Origin of the sequence: Kitasatospora sp. NPDC047058, from assembly GCF_040643935.1 — a bacterium.
GTDB lineage: Bacteria > Actinomycetota > Actinomycetes > Streptomycetales > Streptomycetaceae > Kitasatospora.
The window spans coordinates 1-18816 of record NZ_JBEYVJ010000033.1 but is presented as its reverse complement, the minus strand read 5'-3'; the positions used below and the strand labels follow the sequence as shown (position 1 = coordinate 18816).

General features: G+C 69.9%; 13 protein-coding genes and 3 pseudogenes. 10 read left to right on the top strand and 6 right to left on the bottom strand.

Annotated features, from left to right (window positions below; genetic code table 11):
• Nucleotides 1-3: 3 nt before the first annotated feature.
• From ABZ885_RS07805 to ABZ885_RS07780, 6 genes are all read left to right on the top strand, one after another.
• On the top strand, nt 4-552 hold the full coding sequence (locus ABZ885_RS07805; protein ID WP_360184644.1) for a hypothetical protein: 549 nt from the start codon (nt 4-6) through the stop codon (nt 550-552).
• A gap of 34 nt (nt 553-586) precedes the next feature.
• Nucleotides 587-2485 (top strand): DUF6519 domain-containing protein, encoded by a 1899-nt coding sequence (locus ABZ885_RS07800; protein ID WP_360184641.1) that lies wholly within the window; start codon nt 587-589, stop codon nt 2483-2485.
• 32 nt (nt 2486-2517) lie between these two features.
• Nucleotides 2518-5154, top strand: coding sequence for a vWA domain-containing protein (locus tag ABZ885_RS07795; RefSeq protein ID WP_360184638.1), 2637 nt, complete (start codon nt 2518-2520; stop codon nt 5152-5154).
• A complete protein-coding gene (locus tag ABZ885_RS07790) occupies nt 5151-7214 on the top strand; it encodes a PQQ-binding-like beta-propeller repeat protein (protein WP_360184635.1) in 2064 nt (687 codons plus the stop codon). Before ABZ885_RS07795 ends, ABZ885_RS07790 begins: the two co-directional genes overlap by 4 nt.
• Nucleotides 7215-8423: 1209 nt before the next feature.
• Complete coding sequence (locus ABZ885_RS07785) at nt 8424-9020, top strand: NB-ARC domain-containing protein (protein WP_360184632.1); 597 nt, start codon at nt 8424-8426, stop codon at nt 9018-9020.
• A 34-nt stretch (nt 9021-9054) separates the two neighbouring features.
• Nucleotides 9055-9459 (top strand): hypothetical protein, encoded by a 405-nt coding sequence (locus tag ABZ885_RS07780; protein ID WP_360184630.1) that lies wholly within the window; start codon nt 9055-9057, stop codon nt 9457-9459.
• 17 nt (nt 9460-9476) lie between these two features.
• On the opposite strand, the pseudogene ABZ885_RS07775 reads toward ABZ885_RS07780, so the two are convergent.
• Nucleotides 9477-10151, bottom strand: a pseudogene (locus ABZ885_RS07775) (transposase); the annotation flags it as partial.
• A gap of 91 nt (nt 10152-10242) precedes the next feature.
• Between ABZ885_RS07775 and ABZ885_RS07770 the strand changes: the two are divergent.
• On the top strand, nt 10243-10815 hold the full coding sequence (locus ABZ885_RS07770) for a winged helix-turn-helix domain-containing protein (RefSeq protein ID WP_360184627.1): 573 nt from the start codon (nt 10243-10245) through the stop codon (nt 10813-10815).
• The gene (locus ABZ885_RS07765) at nt 10731-11297 is read left to right on the top strand and encodes a transposase (protein ID WP_360184691.1); all 567 of its coding nucleotides are present in this window, start codon (nt 10731-10733) and stop codon (nt 11295-11297) included. The genes ABZ885_RS07770 and ABZ885_RS07765 overlap by 85 nt, the downstream gene beginning before the upstream one ends.
• A gap of 18 nt (nt 11298-11315) precedes the next feature.
• Here the strand turns inward: ABZ885_RS07765 and ABZ885_RS07760 are convergent.
• Nucleotides 11316-11768 (bottom strand): annotated as a pseudogene (locus tag ABZ885_RS07760) (helix-turn-helix domain-containing protein); the annotation flags it as partial.
• 134 nt (nt 11769-11902) lie between these two features.
• Here ABZ885_RS07760 and ABZ885_RS07755 point away from each other — a divergent pair.
• Nucleotides 11903-13144, top strand: a complete 1242-nt coding sequence (locus ABZ885_RS07755) for an IS4 family transposase (protein ID WP_360184625.1) — start codon at nt 11903-11905, stop codon at nt 13142-13144.
• A gap of 654 nt (nt 13145-13798) precedes the next feature.
• Nucleotides 13799-14125, top strand: a complete 327-nt coding sequence (locus ABZ885_RS07750; protein ID WP_360184622.1) for a thioredoxin family protein — start codon at nt 13799-13801, stop codon at nt 14123-14125.
• 39 nt (nt 14126-14164) lie between these two features.
• Here ABZ885_RS07750 and ABZ885_RS07745 read toward each other — a convergent pair whose 3' ends face one another.
• From ABZ885_RS07745 to ABZ885_RS07730, 4 genes and pseudogenes are all read right to left on the bottom strand, one after another.
• Nucleotides 14165-14344 carry a hypothetical protein gene (locus ABZ885_RS07745; RefSeq protein ID WP_360184619.1) on the bottom strand — a complete coding sequence of 60 codons (180 nt, stop codon included), beginning with the start codon at nt 14342-14344 and terminating at the stop codon, nt 14165-14167.
• Nucleotides 14345-14808: 464 nt separating this feature from the next.
• Nucleotides 14809-15561: a class I SAM-dependent methyltransferase gene (locus ABZ885_RS07740; RefSeq protein ID WP_360184616.1), complete on the bottom strand. Its 753-nt coding sequence runs from the start codon at nt 15559-15561 to the stop codon at nt 14809-14811.
• 169 nt (nt 15562-15730) lie between these two features.
• The gene (locus tag ABZ885_RS07735) at nt 15731-16336 is read right to left on the bottom strand and encodes a hypothetical protein (RefSeq protein ID WP_360184614.1); all 606 of its coding nucleotides are present in this window, start codon (nt 16334-16336) and stop codon (nt 15731-15733) included.
• 186 nt (nt 16337-16522) lie between these two features.
• A pseudogene (locus ABZ885_RS07730) lies at nt 16523-18816 on the bottom strand (hypothetical protein); the annotation flags it as partial.

Below are 18816 nucleotides of genomic sequence, written 5' to 3'. Positions count from 1 at the left end.
GATATGACGACGACCGGGCAATCGCCCGCCGCACCACTCATCGGTGAGTACCGGGACGTCCTGCTCGACCGGTTCGGACAGGTCGTGTGGGACAGCGGCGTGCGCAGCAACACGATCGTCACGGACTGCCGGCGCCTGTTGTGCGGATTTCTGCACAGCGGCTCCACCACGACGCAGGGCATCACCGGACTACAGGTGGGCAAGGGCCAGGACTCCTGGGACCGGTCGCCAGGAGCACCGCCCGCCCTGCCCGGCCAGATCGAGCTCGCGGACCCGAACCCCTTCACCGTCGCGGCCGACGGCTTGCAGATCGACTATCTCGCCGGGACCGAGATCAGTCCCGAACCCACCAACCAACTGCAGATCGTGGCCACGCTCGGTCCCGGCCAGCCGCCCTGGCCGGACACGCACCACACGGACGGCACACTGCGCGAGTTCGGCCTCGTCGGCAACCTCGACGGAAAGACCGTCCTGATCGACTACGTGATCCATCCAGCCATTCCCAGAGATCCCCTCAGCACGCTCAAACGCACCATCCGGCTCGTCCTCTGAACGATCTCGTCCTCTGAACAGCAGGTGGAACACCATGGCAGTGATCTCGGACGACACCTTCGACCCGTTGCGCCGGTACGTCAGAGTCCGGCTGCAGCAGGGCGTCCCGATCGTGGACGCCGACGTCAACGAGCGGGAGGACATCCAGAAGTTCGAACTGCGGGCGTTCCTCAAGTGGTTCGTGGGAGACGGCGTGCCGGAGGGCAACGGCGGCTTCCGGATCGTCGGTACCGGGTCGCCGAACGACTTCGAGATCCGGGCCGGGTTCGACGGAGCCCCGGACGCACTCCATCGGATCGGACGGTGCCTGGTCCAGGGCATGGACGTGATGATCGAGCAGGACGTGCACTTCGCCGCGCAGCCCCTGCACGAGAGTCAAGGGGAGTCCGCCGTCCAACTGGCCGCGCACCTGCGCGTTCCGATGATCGGGAGACTCGAATCGATCACCGACCCGGTGATCCTCGTCTACCTCGACGTGTGGGAACGCCTGGTGACCCCGGCCGAGGACCCCAGGCTGGTCTCGGTCGGGCTGGGCACCGAGAGCTGCGCCCGGTACAAGCGCGAGTGGGTGGTCCGGGCACGGGCCGGCACCCGGGTGCCCAAGGCCGACGAGGACGACTTCGACCCGGCGCACGCGTACACGCCCTTGGCCACGATCAAGCGCCGCGAGGGCGACCCGCTGGTGCAGCCGAGTGATGTGACCGACGGCCGGGAGCGACGTCTGCTGGTGCCACCCGCCACCCTGGTCGAGGACGTGCTGGGTACGGACCCGGCGGAGTACCGGCGGGGACGAGGGCGGCCTCCGATCAGCCTGCGGGACGCGGTCAACGCCCTGTTGCGGGGAGAGCTGCCCGCAACACCCGACGCCCCGGTCGCCGCGTCCGTGACGCCGCAGGTACCCACCCGAGCCTTTCTGAACGACGGGAGCAACGGCCTGCTGGCCTTCTGGTCCGGCCAGCAGACGGGCGGGCAGGACCAGATCTTCGCCACCCGGATGGACCTGGCCGATGTCCGCGGCGGTTTCGCCGCCCCACGGCCGATCACCACCGGCGGCTCCCGGACGAAGCCGCACGCAGTGCTGCTGCCCGGCGGCGACCTCCTGGTCGCCTACCAGTCGGGACTCGTCGGCAGCGCCGACGTCTACATGAAACGCGCGCCGTTCGGCGCACTCGCGGGCGAAGACGTCCACGAGATTTCCGTGGCGGCGACCGCCGGGGTCGGTGAGGGCGCGCCGTTCCTGGCACTGACCGGCGCCCTGGTGACCGTCCTCCTCCACCAGTCGACGACCAAGCGCTGGCAGTACCGCCGTTGGCAGCACACCAGCAGCACCTGGGTCGACACCGCGGGACCGATCGAGCTGTCGGTGGCCCCCGCCTCCACTCCCGACCTCCACGCTGCGGTCGATCCCACGGGCCGGCTCTGGGTGGCTTTCCTCACCGGACCCGGGATCCGGGCCCTACGGCTCGACCCGGCCACGGGCGTCGTGGATCACGAGGAGACCTTTGGCAGTGGCAGCGTCATGGCCGCCCAGGCGCCGTTCGTGCTGTGCAACCGTAGCGGCGATGTGTGGGTCTCCTGGTCATCGGCCACCCAGCTGCACGCCCGTCGGTTCCGAAACGGTGCCTGGGAGCAGGACGAGACGATTCCGATGCCGGCCGGCGGCGCGTTCGGTCCGTGCGCCGTGGAGGACGCCGACGGAGCGACTTGGCTCTTCTGTGGCCGGGGGAACGTCGGCAGCGCCGACCTGGTGGTGATGCGCCGTGATCCAGTCAGCGAGGTCTGGGGACCGCTACGGCAGCTGGTCACCTCGCCGGGAGACGACAGTGCACCGTTCGCACTGGTCGCACCGGACAACGCGCTCTGGATCTTCTGGGCCAGTGACCGAGCCGGGGTCACGAACGTGTACTACAAGCGACTGGTCACGGCAGTCTGACCAGCCGTCCACGCCCACAGGAGAGAGCAACGATGGCAGCGCCGAGAATCAGTCCCGTTTCCACCGGATCACCGGTCTACACCGTCCACGACGCCAAGGCGCTGGTCGCCGACCTCACGCTCGACGTCGGCATCACCACACCCTTCCCGGTCGTCGAGGTGCGTCTGCCGGCCGCCGCGGACGCCCAGGTCAACCTGGTCCGCGGCAACGTGTCGCTTCCGTTGCTGCCCGGCCCGGTCAACGACAGTACGACGTTCGCCCAGCGCCGGATCGTGGCCGACACCACCACCGACGGAACCGATCTCGTGCTGGGGATCGAGATCCGGGCCACCGCCGGAGCGGTGTCGGGCGAGACCTGGTCGGTACGCGGCGAGGCCACGGCTCCGCAGCCGGTGTGGCAGTTCACCCAGGGCGACAACACGCCGGCCGACCCGACTGTCACCCGGATCATGTGCGACCCGGTGGCGGACTTCACCATCACCGCACCCGGCCTGACGGTCGGAGCGGTATCCGAAGGGACACAGGTCACCCTCACGGCCGCGGCGGCGGTGGGCACGGCGGCCGCACCGACCGTGGTCGGCAGCCCGGTCCCCGCCGTCGCGCGCACGTGGAGCAAGACCGGGGGTCTGGCGATCCCGTCCTTCCCCACGACCTGTTCGGCCGGACCGCAAGGTGTGTTCACCACGCCCGGGGTCTACGTGGAGAAGGGCATCGCGGTGTCCCAGGAGGTCTGGTTCGAGACCGGCTGCGCGGGACCGGTCGGGACGCTCAACAACACCGCGCCGCCGCAGCCGCTGACGATCAAGGCCAGGCCGCAGCACTTGGCGCTCGTCCTGGATCGCTCGGGGAGCATGCAAGGCGACCGCTGGGAGAACGCGAAAACCGCCGCCCGGATCCTCGGCGACCTGTTCGCGGTCATGCGGGCGGGGGTGAACCCGGCCGACCGGATCGAACAGCTGGTGTTCGAGGACCCGTCCTGTACCTGGCACCCGGTCGCCGATCCGATCATCCAGCCCGTACTCGCGCCGTCCGACCCCGGTTCTGTAGCCGGCATGGTCTGCCAGGTCGACTTCGGGCCGCCCGGCTCCTGCACGCCGATCGGTGACGGCCTGATCCGGGCCATCGACGACCTGGCCGTACTGCCCGCCGGGGGCAATCCGAAGTACACCGTGGTCCTGCTGACCGACGGCTACGAGAACAGCGGCTCGGTGCGGGTGGCCGCTTCCACCCCGATCCCGCCCGGCGTCTCGGGGATCCAGCAGTTCGGCGTGGCCCGCCAGACGGGGGCGGCCCGGCAACGGGTGAACCAGGACCTCTCCCTCTACACCATCGGTCTCGGGCCCACCGTGCAGGAGGACGTCCTCGACACCCTCGCCACCCAGTCCCAGGGTGTGTACCGGCACGTCGTCAAGGTGTCCGAGGTCGCGGACGCGATGGCGCAGATGGTCAGCTTCTCCCAGTCCACCCAACGGGTCGCGCCGGATCCGGGCACCGGGCTGACGGAGCGCGTGGTCAGCCTCGACCCCCGGGTGAGCCGGCTGGCGGTCGCCGTCCTGTGGAACGACCCGGCCGACACCGTCGAACTGGCCTGGCGGACCCAGGGCTCCGGCGCCTCCTTCACCCCGGTTGCCGCCGCCGTCCAGCGGTGCCCCACGCACGGCCTCGCCTCGGTCGACCTCACCATGCTCTTCGGCACCGATGAGGACTCCGTCCCGGGCACCGAATGGCGGATCGTCCATGTGGACAGTGCCGGAGCGGACCTGCCTCTCCCGGACACCGACCTGTTGGTTTTCGTGGACCTCTTCGTTCGGGTGGACGTCGTGTTCGACCGCGACACGTACGGTACCGGCGATCCGATGGTGATCACCGCCCGTCTGCGTGCGGGCGACGACCCGGTCACGAACGCTTCCGTGACCGTGGAGCTCACCCGACCGAAGGAGTCACTGGGCACCTTCCTGGCCAGGAACGGCACCACGTTCAAGGTCTCCCCGCCACGGCCGCCAGACCCGCACGCACCCAAGGCGGCGATGCTGACGGAGCTGCTGCGCCGCCACGAACTGCCGGGCGGGCTGCCCGTCGTCGAGCCGTCCGCGATCTTCGAGGACGGCTCCGACCGGCTGTTCGACGACGGCGAACACCACGACGGCCCGGCCGGCAACGGCGACTTCGCCAACCGGTATGTCGAGCTGGACAAGGAGGGCACGTACACCTGGCGGGTCAACGTCGAGGGACGGCTTCAGGACGGCAGCCGCTTCTCACGGGTCCTCACCGTCTCCAAGTGGGTGGGCATCACCCCCGACCCCGACAAGTCCCAGGTGATCGTCGGCTCGACGACCTCCTCGCGCGGACGGCTGCTCACCGAGATCACGGTCTACCCCCTGGACCGCAACGGGGAGTTCCTCGGACCGTTCCGCCCGGACGACGTGCTCTTCAAGTCCAGCGGCTGTCCGTTCCGTCCGGGCCGGGAGGAGAAGCAGCAGACCTCCCCGGACGGGGTCCGCTACCCCTGCCGGGACGGTGGCACGGTCCTCAGCCGCTACGACGGGGGGTACAGCCGGGTGCTCATGTGCGAGAAGGGCGTCGAGAGCACCGTCGCCATCATGGTCAAGGGGGTCGGACTTGCGCCGGTGGTCATCGGCGGCGACCGCGAGGTCAGGAGCGAGTCATGACACGGATGGCCCGGTTGGTCAGTTCCCTGCAAGCGAAGGGTGCGACCGTCATGCCCAAGGTGTCGTGGAGCCCCGACAGCCGGTGGGTTGCGACGTACCTCGGAGAGCACATCCGGGTCTCCGAAGCGCGCACGGGCATCGAGCGCTGTCGGATCACCGTCGATGAAGTCCCACGCTCGCTCGCCTACAGCCCCGACGGGAAATGGGTGGCGGCCGGCTTCGGCTCAGGGATGTCGATGGTCTTCGATGCGGCCACGGGGGTACTGCGTTACCGCTTGGTCGCGAGTGGTGCATCGGTCAGCTGGAGCTGGGACAGCAGCTGGCTGGCAACGGGGTCAAGCGAGGTGGTCCTGGTGTTCGACGCGGCCACCGGTGGCCTTCGGTTGGGACTTCCCGCTCCCAGCTCTCCCCAGGAGGTGGTCAAGACTCTGGCCTGGAGCCCCGACTCGCGGCGGCTGGCCGTTGGCAGCGGCAGCGGCTTCTTCCCCCCGCCGCCAGATCTGGGCGGGGTAAGGGTGTTCGACGCCCAGAGCGGCGCCGAGCTGAGCCGCTCCGCCCCTCAGAGCGGTTCCGTCACCTCCCTGGCATGGAGCCCCGACAAGAGATGGATCGCCACCGAGTGCGAGGACGGGAGCGCGGCGGTCCTCGACGCGGACACCGGTGCCCTCCGGACGCGGTTGATCCCGCCCTCGGCCACCGTCATCGTCTTTCGGACGGCCGCGGTTGCCTTCAGCCCCGACAGCGAACGGGTGGTGACGGGTGGTGCGGACTCCTTGGCCCGGGTCTTCGATGCGGCGAGCGGCGTGGAGCACTGCCGGGTCAAGCACGCAGGCCGCGACATCTACAGCGTGGCCTTCAGTCGGGACGGCCGGTGGGTTGCCACGGCCTCGGACAGGTGGGTCCTCGGGGCCGAGCCGGAACAGGAGAGCGGCGGGGTCGTCTTCGACGCAGGCAGCGGTACCAAGCTCTGCCTGTTGGGTGACTGCGCAGATGCGAAATTCAGCCCGAACGGCAGGCTGGTTGCCAGCGCGGTCCAAGGAACGGTTCGCATCTTCGACCCCGACGTCGTGCAGGAGCGCAGCCGGTTGACCCACGGCGGTCCGGTGAACGCGGTCTCCTTCAGTGAGGACGGACGTCGGGTGGCGACCGCCAGCGACGACGATACGGCCCGGGTCTTCGACGCCGACACCGGTGGCGAACTCGTCCGCCAGGCGCATAACGGCCCCGTGCTCACGGTGGCGTACGACACGCCGCTGCGCCGGATCGCCGGCGGCGGCCGTGACGGCGTTGTCCGGCTCTGCGACGCCGAGACCGGCGCCGACGCACGGCAACTTCAGCACGACGGGGCGGTCGGAACGCTGGCCTTCAGCGAGGACGGACTGTCCCTCGCGACGGGCAGCGCCGACGGCACGGCCCGCCTGTTCGATGCCACGACCGGCTCGCAGCGCTTCAAGCTGGTGCACAACGGCGAGGTCGAGACGGTCGCGTACAGCAGGGATGGCAAGCGGCTGGCGACCGGCTCCGCGGACGGCACCGCGGGAATCTTCAACGCCCGGACAGGGGCGAGGAACGCGGAGCTGGTGCACGAGGGCGCGGTGCGGGCAGTGGTGTTCAGCTTCGACGGGGCGTTGCTCGCGACCGCCAGTGCTGATGAGACGGCGCGGGTGTTCGACGCGCGGACGGGTGCTGAGCTGTTTCGGCTGGCGCACGAGGGCGCGGTGCGGGCGGTCGTGTTCAGCTTCGACGGGGCGTTGCTCGCGACCGCCAGTGCTGATGAGACGGCCCGGGTGTTCGACACGCGGACGGGTGCTGAGCTGTTTCGGCTGGCGCACGACGGGGTGGTACGGGCGGTCGCGTTCAGCTCGCACGGGAGGTGGCTGGCGACCGGCGGCGCCGACGGTACGGCCCGGGTGTTCGCCACGGCCACGGGCGCCGAGGTTCTGCGTGTGGCGCACGATGGTGCTGTGGGCGCCGTGACGTTCAGCTCCGATGAGAAGTGGATCGCCACCGGCTGCGACGACGGCACCGCCCGCGTGCTGGCCGCCCCAGCCCGGCAGTGATCATCGGGGTTCGCCTCCAGATCGCCGCGCAGACCGGGACGGTCGATCGTCGCTGCAACTGGTATGCCGAGGTACACCGGCGGCTGGAGCATCACTGGACGATCAGCGCGATCGCCCGACACCTGAATCTAGACCGCTCGACCGTCCGCAAGTGCGATAACACTGACCGGATCCTCCTGCTCGTCTCAACCCGAGACCGTCGCTCTGCTTCAGCTGTGAGGAACTGGGCTTGTAGCATCTCAAGAATTCCGCCCCCAACTTACGGAAGCCAACCGGTCCAGCACAGCGACAGAACCACGCGTCATCCACGGGCAACACCATTTTCGTGAGTCTGGGATGCTTCGCCGCAGGTCAGGTAGTGTGCCAGAGTGTTCTGCCGGTCTGGGTTGGGCGGAACACTCTGGCATCCGAGGCAGATGGTAGACCTGGCCCTTCTCGAGGGTTCGCGCCTGCGGATTATTGTCGGATTTCTTGATTTGGATCTGTTCCCCACCCCGGCTGATGGGGCAGCCGGGAGCACCTCGCAGATCACTGGCCCGAGCGGTCGAGGGCGGGGATCGGAAGCCTTTGTTGATCGAACCACATGTACCGGTGGCTGCCACCGGGCCCTTGCCGAGGCGGGTGCGGGACCAGTTCAACAGGGGCGTTGCGGGAGTCCCAAACCGACAGAGGATGGCGGGCCGTCCGTGAACGCTACGGGGCCTGGGCGACGGTGCACTCCCGGTTCCGGGGCTGGGTGGCCTCCGGGTTCTCCCAGGGCCTGATGGATGCGTTGATCACGAGGCCTTCGCCAGCCCGTCGATGGCCGAGGGATTCCTCACCTCATACGGTTCCCGCTTGGCATCCAGCCATCGACACCAGATCAGTATCCCGGTAGTTGAACCGCGCCTCCTGGATGGGGGTCGTCGCGGGGCGTTCGGGTTGTCATCGGAGATCGTGCAGCGCAACACACTCGCCTTGAGGTAGGGACAGGCACATCGTCGACAGCACGCGCCGACAACATGGATCATCTGGACACATCGCTGAAAGCTCGGCGGAGCCGACCCACCCACAGCGCCGCAAGGCTACCCTGGGGATCCCGCTGACCTGAGGTATTGCGGGATGCATGCAGACTTCGTCCTGGTCAGACGTCAGCGCACACTGCCACTCCATCAACGACGGCTCCGACCACTGGCGAACGTGTTCCGGCTGCTCCGCGATACTGATCCTATGAGCGACGGGACTTCGACCCGCAACGACATGAGCGGGACCACCGTCCACGGGCCCGTCATCCAGGCCGGCACCATCTACCTCGGCGCCGGACGTGACGTGCGTCGTAGCGTTTGGATGGCACCGGCGCCGACCCGCAGACTCGTCGAACGGGCGGAGCTCTCCGACCGGCTGGCCAGCCTGCTTCTGCCGGGCGGAGCGGATGTCGGCGTGATTGGCTCTGGCGGCTTCGGTAAGACGACGCTCGCCGTGCAGGCCTGCTCCCGCGTACGGGCGGTTTTCCCCGGCGGTGTCCTGTGGGTGACGCTGGGCGAGAGCGTCCCCGACCCGGTGCTTGCCGACAAGATCAACGACCTCAGTGAGTTGGTGGGCGGTCAGCGGCCGACCCTGACCGACCCAGAAGCGGCTGGCTTTGCGCTCGGAGAGCTGCTGTGCGAGCGTGAGCCCACCCTGCTCGTCATCGACGACCTCTGGTCGGCGAGCCGGCTCGCTCCCTTCCCAGTCGGCGCGAACCTGGCTCGCTTGGTGACTAGTGCTCTGACCGCATACGTTCGCCGGGTTGAGGGATGGCGGCCTGCAGGGGAGCCTCCTCTGTAAGATCGCGGGCCCAGGGTGTGAGGGGTCGGAGGGCATGACGATGGAAACGCCGCAGATACGCCTCGGCAGCGGTGGAGCGTGGCTGGAGCTGGTGCAGGCCGGCGAGGACAGCTGGCAGGTCACCGCGGACTGGTGCTCATCGCTGTCAGCCGACTTCACCGCCTATCTCACCAGGGGCGAGGTCGCGGACTTCGCCGCGCAGATGCTCTCCCACCTGCGTTCTCCCTCGGGCTCTCGATTCTCAACGGCAGTCACCCCGGGTCGCAACAACCCGCTGGTGCTGAGCGCCGTACCCGTCGGGGCCGGGTTTGCCTTCTTCGTGCGACTGACTCCCAACGGTGACGACGACGTGTGTCACCTGCAGATGGAGATCAATCCCATCGAGGCGACCGAACTCCGCGACATGTTCGATGCGTTGCATGCATCCTTGACGCTCTGACCACACGGATTGCCAGATCAGGCCGAGATCTGGAGCTTTCGGCCGCCCCAGCGGATGCCCTTCTCGCTGCGGATGCGGGCGCGCTCGCGGCGCTGGGCGGCCAGGACGTCGGGGTGGCGGGCGTTGGTGTTCCGCCAGCGCAGGTAGGAGTGCAGCGCGCGGGTCTGGACCGGGTGGTTCGGGTGGTTCGAGTTGGCGAGCGTGAACTGCCGCAGCGGCCCGAAGTGCGCCTCGATCGGATTCGCCCAGGACGCGTTGGTGGGCGTGAAGCACAGGTGGACGTTGTTGTTCTTCGCCCAGCGCAGGATCTTCTTGCCGTTGTGGGCGGAGAGATTGTCGAGGATCACGTAGACCGGGGCGCCGTCCGGGCGGGCAGCCCGGATCGACCTGAGCGCGGCGAGGGTGTTCGTGGTGCCCTTGCGGCGCCGGTTGACGCCCCACAGAGTGTCGTCACCGATCGAGTAGCAGCCGTGGAAGTAGGTGACGCCGTGGGTGCGCTTGTAGGTCGCCGGCAGCCGGTCGGGCCTTCCCTGCTCGGCCCAGCAGCTGCCAGGGGTGGGGCGGATGCCGAGCGGGCCGAACTCGTCGAACGCGAACGTGCGGTCGGGGAACCGGTCCAGGACGTGCTCGATCCGGTCGAGCTTGGCGTCGTAGTCGGGGTCGGTGGACTCCTTCCACGTCTTACTGACTTCGGCTCGTCAGGGTGAACTGTCCCTATTTGCCTGACGGGCTCGTTGTGGTGGCTGTATCCGGTGGTGTGTGAGATATGCGGATGGGGGCGGGTTGACCGCCGTGGGACGGCTGCGCCGGGAGACGGTGCGGATGCGGGCCGCCGAGCTGTTCGGGCAGGAGGTCAAGCCATCGGAGGTGGCACGGCGCCTGAGGGTGAGTCCGAAGTCGGCGTACCAGTGGCACCAGTTGTGGCGCGACGGCGGGGTCGAGGCGTTGGTGTCACGCGGCCCGAGTGGGTCGCGGTGCCGCCTGTCGCCGCGCTGCCTGGAGAAGCTCGCCGCGTACCTGGAGCAGGGCCCGGCCGCGCACGGCTGGGTCGAGGACCAGGTGTGGACGGCCGGGCGGGTGGCCACGTTGATCGGCCGGAAGTTCCACGTCTCGTACAGCGTCTCGGGCGCCACGCGGCTGATGCACCGGCTCGGTTTCAGCCCGCAGGTCCCCGCGCGGCGGGTGGCCGAGCGCGACGACCAGGCCGTCACCACGTGGAAGGAGGCGACCTGGGCGGAGGTAAAAGAGCCCGGGCGGCCTGCGGGGGCTACATCTGCTTCGAGGACGAAGCAGGCTTCACCCGCCGACCGCCCAAAGGCCGCACCTGGGGCCGACGCGGCCGCACCCCTGTCGTGACCGTCAGCGGCCGCCGCTCGGGGCGCCTGTCCGTGGCCGGGTTGATCGCCATGCGGCCCGGCTCGCGCACCCGGCTGTGCCACCGCCTGCGCACCCACCCCGCAGGCAAGGGCCAGCGCCGCAGCATGGGCGAGCGCGACTTCATCGCTCTGATCGACGGGGTGCACCACCTCGTCAAGGCGCCGATCGTGCTGGTCTGGGACCGGCTGAACACCCATGTCTCCCACGCCATGCGCGGGTTGATTGCCGAACGCGCCTGGCTAACGGTGTTCCTGCTTCCCGCCTACTCGCCCGACCTGAACCCCGTGGAGTGGGTCTGGGCACACGTCAAGCGCAGCCTGGCCAATCTCGCCGTGGTCGCGCTGGACCGGCTCGAGGCCCTTGTGCGCAACCGGCTCAAGCGCCTGCAGTACCGGCCCGACACCCTCGACGGCTTCATAGCCGGCACCGGCCTGCCCCTCGACACCCCAACCTCACCCTGACGAGCCGAAGTCAGTAATGCGCTGGAAGGTGACGCCACGTCGGGCGAGTAGGCAGCGCAGGGCCTCGCGGCCGATGCGGATCACTCGACCGTGAACGCGGCGCAGGTAGGCGAGCAGTTTGCGGATGGACCAGCGGGTGAAGGGCTGCCCGAGCTTGGTCGGGCGGGTGGTGGCCGTCTGGACGACGAAGTCCTCGTCGTCAGGGCTGAGCAGGCGGGGACGGCCTCCCGCCCACCGAGGGTCCAGGCAGGCCAGGCCGATCTCGTTGAACCGGTGGATGACATCCCGCACCGTGTCCTCGTCCGCCTGGACCAGCCGGGCGATTACCGGCACCCGGTTCCCGCCGGCCGAGGCCAGCAACATCATCGCCCGCCGGTAGCGCACCGAGCTGGTACTGCCCCGCCGCACGATCCTCTGTAACTGCTGTCCTTCGTGGTCCGTGAGCCTCCGGACCCTGACCGGCTCTGCCATCGCACCCCTCCGAGCGGAACGTCTCGCGACATCCAACCGGCCAAGGGCCCGCCAGCCAACCCGGCGGACCTATGCGGTCAGAGCACTAGCTGCAATACCGGTGACTTTGGTGGGACTGGGTCGTTGGACGGGGTGTGCCACGTCCTGGACAGGTGAAGTTGCCGGTTGGTGACCGGTTGTCGGATCGGATTGCGTTGGGGGTTCTGACTCGGGCTTTCCCGCCCGAGTTGATCGACGAGGTGGTCGCGGAGTGCGGTCGGGTCGAGCAGCGGCACCGGCTGCTTCCGGCGCGGGTGGTGGTCTATTTCGTCCTGGCGATGTGCCTGTTCTTCGGGCAGGGCTATGAGGAGGTGGCCCGGCTTCTCGTCCAGGGGCTGGAACGGGAGGGCCGGTGGGCGAAGGCGTGGCGGGTGCCGACGACGGCGGCGTTCGGCCGGGCCCGTCTGCGGTTGGGCCCGGAGCCGTTGCGGGCCCTGTTCGCCCGGGTCTGCCGGCCGGTGGCGATCGCCCGGACTCCGGGCGCCTGCTACCGGCGGTGGCGGCTGGTCGCGGTGGACGGTTCGGTCTTCGACCTGCCGGACACGGCAGGGAACGCGGGGTTCTTCGGCCGGCCGGGCACAAGTCGTGGTCAGGGCCGCAGTGCATACCCGCAGGCCCGGGTGGCGGCGCTGGTCGAATGCGGCACGCACGCGGTGTTTGCGGCCGAGGTCGGGCCGCTGTCCGTCCACGAAACGGGCCTGGCCCAGGGCCTGTTCCCGGCGCTGACCGAGGGCATGCTCGTGCTGGCCGACCGCGGGTTCTGCGGGCTGGATCTGTGGCGGGCGGCGAAGGCGGGCGGCGCCGAGCTGCTCTGGCGGGTGCGGAGCGTGGTCGTGCTGCCGGTCGTCGAGCCACTCAAGGACGGCTCCTACCCGTCGGAGATCGTCGCCGCGCGGGACCACCACCGGCGGGCGGACCCGGAACGGGTGCGGGTCGTCGAGTACACACTCGGCCAGGACGGCGGCGAGGGCACCGTCTACCGGCTGATCACCAGCATCCTCGACCCCCGTGAGGCGCCGGCCGCGGAGCTCGCCGCCCTGTACGCCCAGCGGTGGGAGATCGAGAGCACCCTCGACGAGATCAAGACCCACCAGGGCGGACCCAATCTCGTCCTTCGCTCGCAGCACCCCCGCGGAGTCGAGCAGGAGATCTTCGCGTTCCTACTGGTCCACCACGCCCTGCGGGACCTGATGCACAAAGCCGCGCTGCGGGACGGACACGACCCGGACCGGATCTCCTTCACCCGCACTCTCCGCATCGTCCGCCGCCACGTCACCGGACAGGCGGCGCTTTCCCCCCTCCCGACTCGCCAAGGCCACCACCCGGAGCATGCGTGAGATCACCGAACGGCTCCTGCCCGCAAGGCGGTTGCGCTCCAACCCCCGCGTGATCAAACGCAAAATGTCCAACTGGGCACTCAAACGAACCGAACACCACAACCCACCCCGGCCACACTCGGCTACCGTGCACCTGGTCGCCCCGACCAAGGCCCACTCCAAACGCCACAAAGCACCCTAAATCACCGGTATTGGGCCTAGCTGCCCAGTCCAGGGAGAAGGGCGTGGGCGCGTGCCCACGCCCGAGCGACTGGCGGTCAGCCGGCCAGGGCCTCGCCGACCCGGGCGTGGGCGGGTGCGCCAGGTCGGATCTGCCCTGGGTGACGTTAGAAGATCAGGGTCGCCCAGGGATTCCCAGGTGCAACGCCCCCAAGGGGCCACGGCCGGTCGGCGGGCCAGGGATCGGGGCAGGCCGACCAGGCCAGGCGTACGGAACGCGAGCGGTTGAGCCCGGCACGACGGGGTTCGTCAGTGACCAGCCTCCTCGCGCCCGGCGACGGCAGGCGCTTAACGTCCTGGGCGCCGGTCCGCACCACGCAGGTGCGACCGCGACCTTCGACCGGACTTGCTGATTGCATGTCACGGCTGGTCGCAGCTCGTTAGCAGCTTGAGAGCCACTTCAGTGGATCACACCGGAAACGGCAGGAACGGGTCATGGCAGTCAGAGCGGTCACAAGTACGGCCGGTTTCGACGAGCTGGTGAGCAGCAGCAAGAAGGTCGTGGTCATGTTCACCACTTCCTGGAGTGGGCCGAGCAAGGTTGTTGCACCGAAATGCGAACAGCTTGCGGCAGACACGCCCGATGTCGAGTTCGTCACGGCCGACACCGACGAGCTGAGCGAGGTTTCCGCAGCTGCAAGGGTCAGGACACTGCCGACCTTCAACACCGACCCCAACGGCGCGAAGATTGCTGAGGCGCATGGGCCAGACCTCGCCAGGCTGAAGGCAGCCGTGGCGGAGCTCTCGGCAGTCACGGGCTGACGGTCCGGCCGTTACCGCCGAGCAGGCGGGTCGGTGCCCTCACGCCTGCTCGGCATGGTCCGGGTCGCGTACCGGCCGCAGCCCACCGGGCATCTCCGACAGCTGGAAGGAGTAGCGGCCGAAGCGCACCGTCGTCAGCTTGGGGGCGAAACCGAGCCTGTTGTGCGAGCGCCGCTTCGATTCGACCGGCGCCCTGGACTCCAGACAGTTGAGCAACACGACTGCCAGAGGCTCAACCAGTACAGAACCACAGGTCAACGGGCGCCGGAGAGTACGGAGGGCTTGGCGCCGCTCTCCGCTCCGATTTCCTCAAACCCCCATTGTGGCCCATGCCAAGCAGCTGACGGATCGTCAGACATGGTCAGCAAAAGGTCAGCATAGGCACGAGCAAACCCTGCCCAACAAGCGCAGACGTGAGACTCGATCACTCTCGGCACCCCCACTCGGGCAGGCTCCCGGCCGGAGGCCCATGAGCCCCATCGCGCCAGCCGCAGTCGGCCGCCCAGCGCCTGTCGAGGAGCTCTCGACGATCGACTGCGCGGGATATCCTCCCAGTTCAGAGTGCTTTTCGTGCCGTCTCCCGGATGAATCGATGCTCGCAGTGGCAGCGACGACCAGCCGGACCCTCCAGACTTCCCTCAACTCTTCTAAATCGATACAATGCGGGCACCGGATCGGTCGATCTACTTGCGCGCCTCGATCAGGAAGCGCGCCGAGTGGGCCACGAACGGCCCCTCGGCCCGGATCCGGGCGTCCAGTTCGCGCAGCCGGTCACGGTACGCGTCGACGGTGAAGCCCGGGACCATCCAGATCACCTTCCGCAGGAAGTAGACCACCGCGCCGATGTCGAAGAACTCCACCTTCAGCCGCTCGGACCGCAGGTCCACGATCTCCAGCCCGGCCGCCTTCGCGTCGGCGCTCTCCCGGTCGGGGCGCCGGCCCTCGCGCGCCTCGGGCTGCGGCCCGAGGAAGTACTCGACCAGCTCGAACACCGAGGCCGGCCCGACGTGCTGCGCGAAGTACGTCCCGCCGGGCCGCAGCACGCGGGCGATCTCCGCCCACCACACGGTGGCCGGGTGACGGCTGGTCACCAGGTCGAACGCCTCGTCGGCGAACGGCAGCGGCGGCTCGTCCGGGTCCGCCACCACGATCGCGCCCAGCGGGTGCAGCAGCCTCGTCGCCTTGACCACGTTCGGCGGCCACGACTCGGTGGCGACCATGGCCGGCGGGAACCCACCCGCCCCGGCCAGCACCTCACCGCCGCCGGTCTGGATGTCCAACGCCGCCGAGGCCGACGCCAGCCGCTCCCCCAGCAGCCGCTGGTACCCCCAGGACGGCCGCTCCTCGGTGGCCCGCCCCTCCAGCCAGGAGAAGTCCCAGCCGTCGACGGACACCGCCTCGGCCTCGGCGATCAAGTCTTCGAACGTACGCGACATACCCGGCATCATCCCGACTGCCGGCCGCCCTGGCCAACGGTTTTCCGCCGCCCGGCGCACGGACTGCTGCGGGGCTCGGCGGGCACCGGGCCCGCCGCCCGGACGGGTGACGCCACGCCCGGGACCGCCCCGCCGGCGCCGGACCTCAGGCCTCGCCCGGCGTCAGACGTCAGGCCCCGCCGGCGCGGGCGACGTCCACCGCCTCGGGGCGTTCCGCGATCACGCTGCGGCGGCCCGTGGGGCGCAACCCGGCGCTCTCGAAGGGCTCCAGCGTCTCCCGCCCCTCCGGCATGACCTGGTGGTGCCACCGGCGGAGCAGCGGGTCGGGCTCGTCGGGGTAGAAGGAGCCGTGGACGACGGCCTCCGCACCCACCAGGCCCTCCTCCCGGGCGGCCGGGCCGTCGAGGATCACCACGACCTCGCCGTTCTCCAACGGCGGCGGTGTGGCCGCCTCCTCCTCACCGACCTGTGCGCCGAGGACGGCAGGGTGCAGGAACACCTCGTCCCCGCGACGCTCCCAGGCCGGCCAGTCGCCGTCCTCGTCGGGGCGCAACCCCAGGGCGAGGAGGCAGTCCGTGGTGGAGGAGACGGGCTCCAGCTCCACGTCGAACTCGAGCACCTCCGGGGTCCGCCAGTACGGGCCCCGGGAGACGACCGTCACCCGGCCCAGCGGAGCCAGCGCGGCCGCGACCTCACGGGTGAGCCCGGCGCCCCGCTCCTCGGGCCCCTTCACCCAGAGGTTCATCCAGACACAGCGGTAGGGGGCCAGGGTCATGACGGAGTCGCCTCCAGAGCGGATCGGTTCGGGGCATGGGAGCGGGCCTGGATTCCGGTGCTTCCCGGATCGTATCCCCGCGCTCCGTCCGGTTTCGCACATCCCCGGAAAGGGGTCGGAAATGCCCCGGCCCCGACGGATACGGGTGTCTCCGTCGGGGCCGGGCCGGGATTCATCGGTTCGTCGTCAGTGCGTCACATAGCCGTCCGGGGCGATGTTGGCGTGTTCGAGGGCCTTCCCCTGATTCTTGCCACTGGAGAAGATGGAGAACTTGGAGTCCTTTTTCACCTGGACATCCCATTCGTCCTTGCCGTCCGTCGCCTTCTTCCAGAGGTTGCCGTAGGCGTCCTTGAAGCCTCCGCCCTTCTCCGGCAAGCCCATCCAGCCCTTCGGCGGGACGAACGGGACGGGGCCTTCGAGGTCGGTCGGCAGGTTGTGCTTGATCGCCGCGGCCCGGGATTTCGCGTTGTACCCCTTCTTGGCGTCACGGGCGAGCGAGTTGAGCGTGGCCACGCCCTCGCCGATCTTGCCCGCCGACACGAACTTCATACTCTTTGCGGCCCACTCCACCCACTTCGGGTCGGCCACCTTCTTGGCGATGTTGGCGTTCTTGGCCAGCAGCTTGGCGATCTTGGCCGGTTTGCCGAGGGCGTCGCCGGCGTAGGGGATCATGCCGAGCGCGGAGAGGCCCGCGCCGGACCAGTCGCCGCGGAACAGGCTGATGACGCCCGAGGCGCCGTCGCTGATCGGCGTGGGGTCGAAGATGCCGGCGATGTCCAGCGCGAGGGTGGCGGCGTCCGCGCTGGAGAGCCCGCCCTCCAGAACGAGGTCCTCGTCCTGGTGCTCCGGCTCGTACCCGCCCTCCGAACCGCCCGGGTCGCCCGGGCCGGTGGGCGCCGTGGCGGTGGCCTGGGCCTCCTTGCGAGCCAGCTCCATGGCGTGCGACAGCGCCTCGCCGGCGAAGGCCATCGCCTCACCCGCGCTCTTGCCCGCCGCCAGCGCCGATGCGTACGCCTGGTCGGCCGACTCGTAGGCGGAGCGGGCCGAAGCAGCCGCCGCGGTGGCGGAGTTGGCGGCACGGTGGGCAGACTGGGTCGCCTGCGCGGCCGAACCGTCCGCCGAGGCGGCCGCGTTCTTCGCCGCGGTGGCCGACTGGGCCGCCTGGCGGGCCGAGGTGTCGGCGGCCTTCGCGGCGTCCGAGGCCTGTCCGGCCGCAACCTTGGCGGCGTCGGCGGAGTCGGACGCCTGCTTGGCGTAGCCCGCGGCCTCGGCGGCGGCACCGCGCGCGGTCGCCGCGGCGGCGGCGGCCTGTGCGGCGTCCTGGGTTGCGGACGCGGCGATCGCCTTGCCCTCGGCGACCAGGCGCCGCACGCTCGCGATGTGCACGGCGTCGGTCTGGTCCCGCTGGGCCGCCGTGTACTGGGTGACGCCGACGAACTCCCGCAGCAACGGGGCGGGCCCCGCCAGGGCGACCTGGGCCGCCGCCTGGACCCGCGGTCCGCCGACGGCCGAGAGCCGCAGCGCCTCGACCTTGTCGTCCTCCTCGCGCGCCTTGTACTGGCCGGTGGCGACGAAGCCGCGCAGGGCCTCGGTGGTGTTGGCGTCGAGGGCGGCCGAGCCGGCCTCCTTGACCGCCTTGCCGCCCTCGTTCATCAGCGCGAGGACCTGCACCCGGTAGTCGTCCTTGAGGACGACGTGCTGGCCGGTCTCCAGGAAGGCCGCCTGCTCATCCGCGCCGGTGTCCAGCGCGGCGAGGGCCGCCGTCTTCAGCGCGGGGGTGCCGGTCACGGCCAGGTTGGCGATCTTGGTGTAGTCGTCCTGGGTCGCGGCCGTCCGCCGCCCGGTGGCGAGCCACTGCCGGACGTCGGAGTCGGTGCCGGACAGCGCGGCCTCGGCGGCCCGCTCGGTCCACGGCGAACCGGTCGCCATCAGGTGGACGGCCGCCTTGCGGCTCTTGGCGAGCACCGTCTCGGACGCGGTGCCGGGAGCGGCGGCCTCGGCCAGCAGCTGCTTGGTCTCCTCGTCCTGGCGCAGCGACTCGGCGCGCTCCGTCGCCTGGGCGGACTGCTGCTCGGTGTACTGCTGCTTGAGCTCCTCCGCGGACTCGACGGCCAGGTCGCGGTTGGTCTCCAGGGCCACCTTCTCCGCCTGCCGGGCCGTCTGCTCGACCTGGTCGGCCTGGTTGGCGGCTGCGGTGGCCTTCTCCGCCGCCTGGGTGGCGGCGGCCGCGTGCCGGGTCGCGAGGTTGGCCCAGTCGGCGGCCTGGCCCGCGTGGTTCGCCGCGTCCTCGGCGGCCTGCGCGGCGGCGTTCGCATGTCCGGCGGACTCGACGGCGGCGGCACGCGCCTGCTGGGCCGCCGTCAACGCCCGGCCCGCCATCGTCTTCGCGGTGTTGGCGGCGCTGTTGGCCGTGGCGGCGAGGCGCCGGGCCTTGGCCGCGGCGGCGTTCGCACGCTGCGCCTCGGCCTGGGCGACCGCGC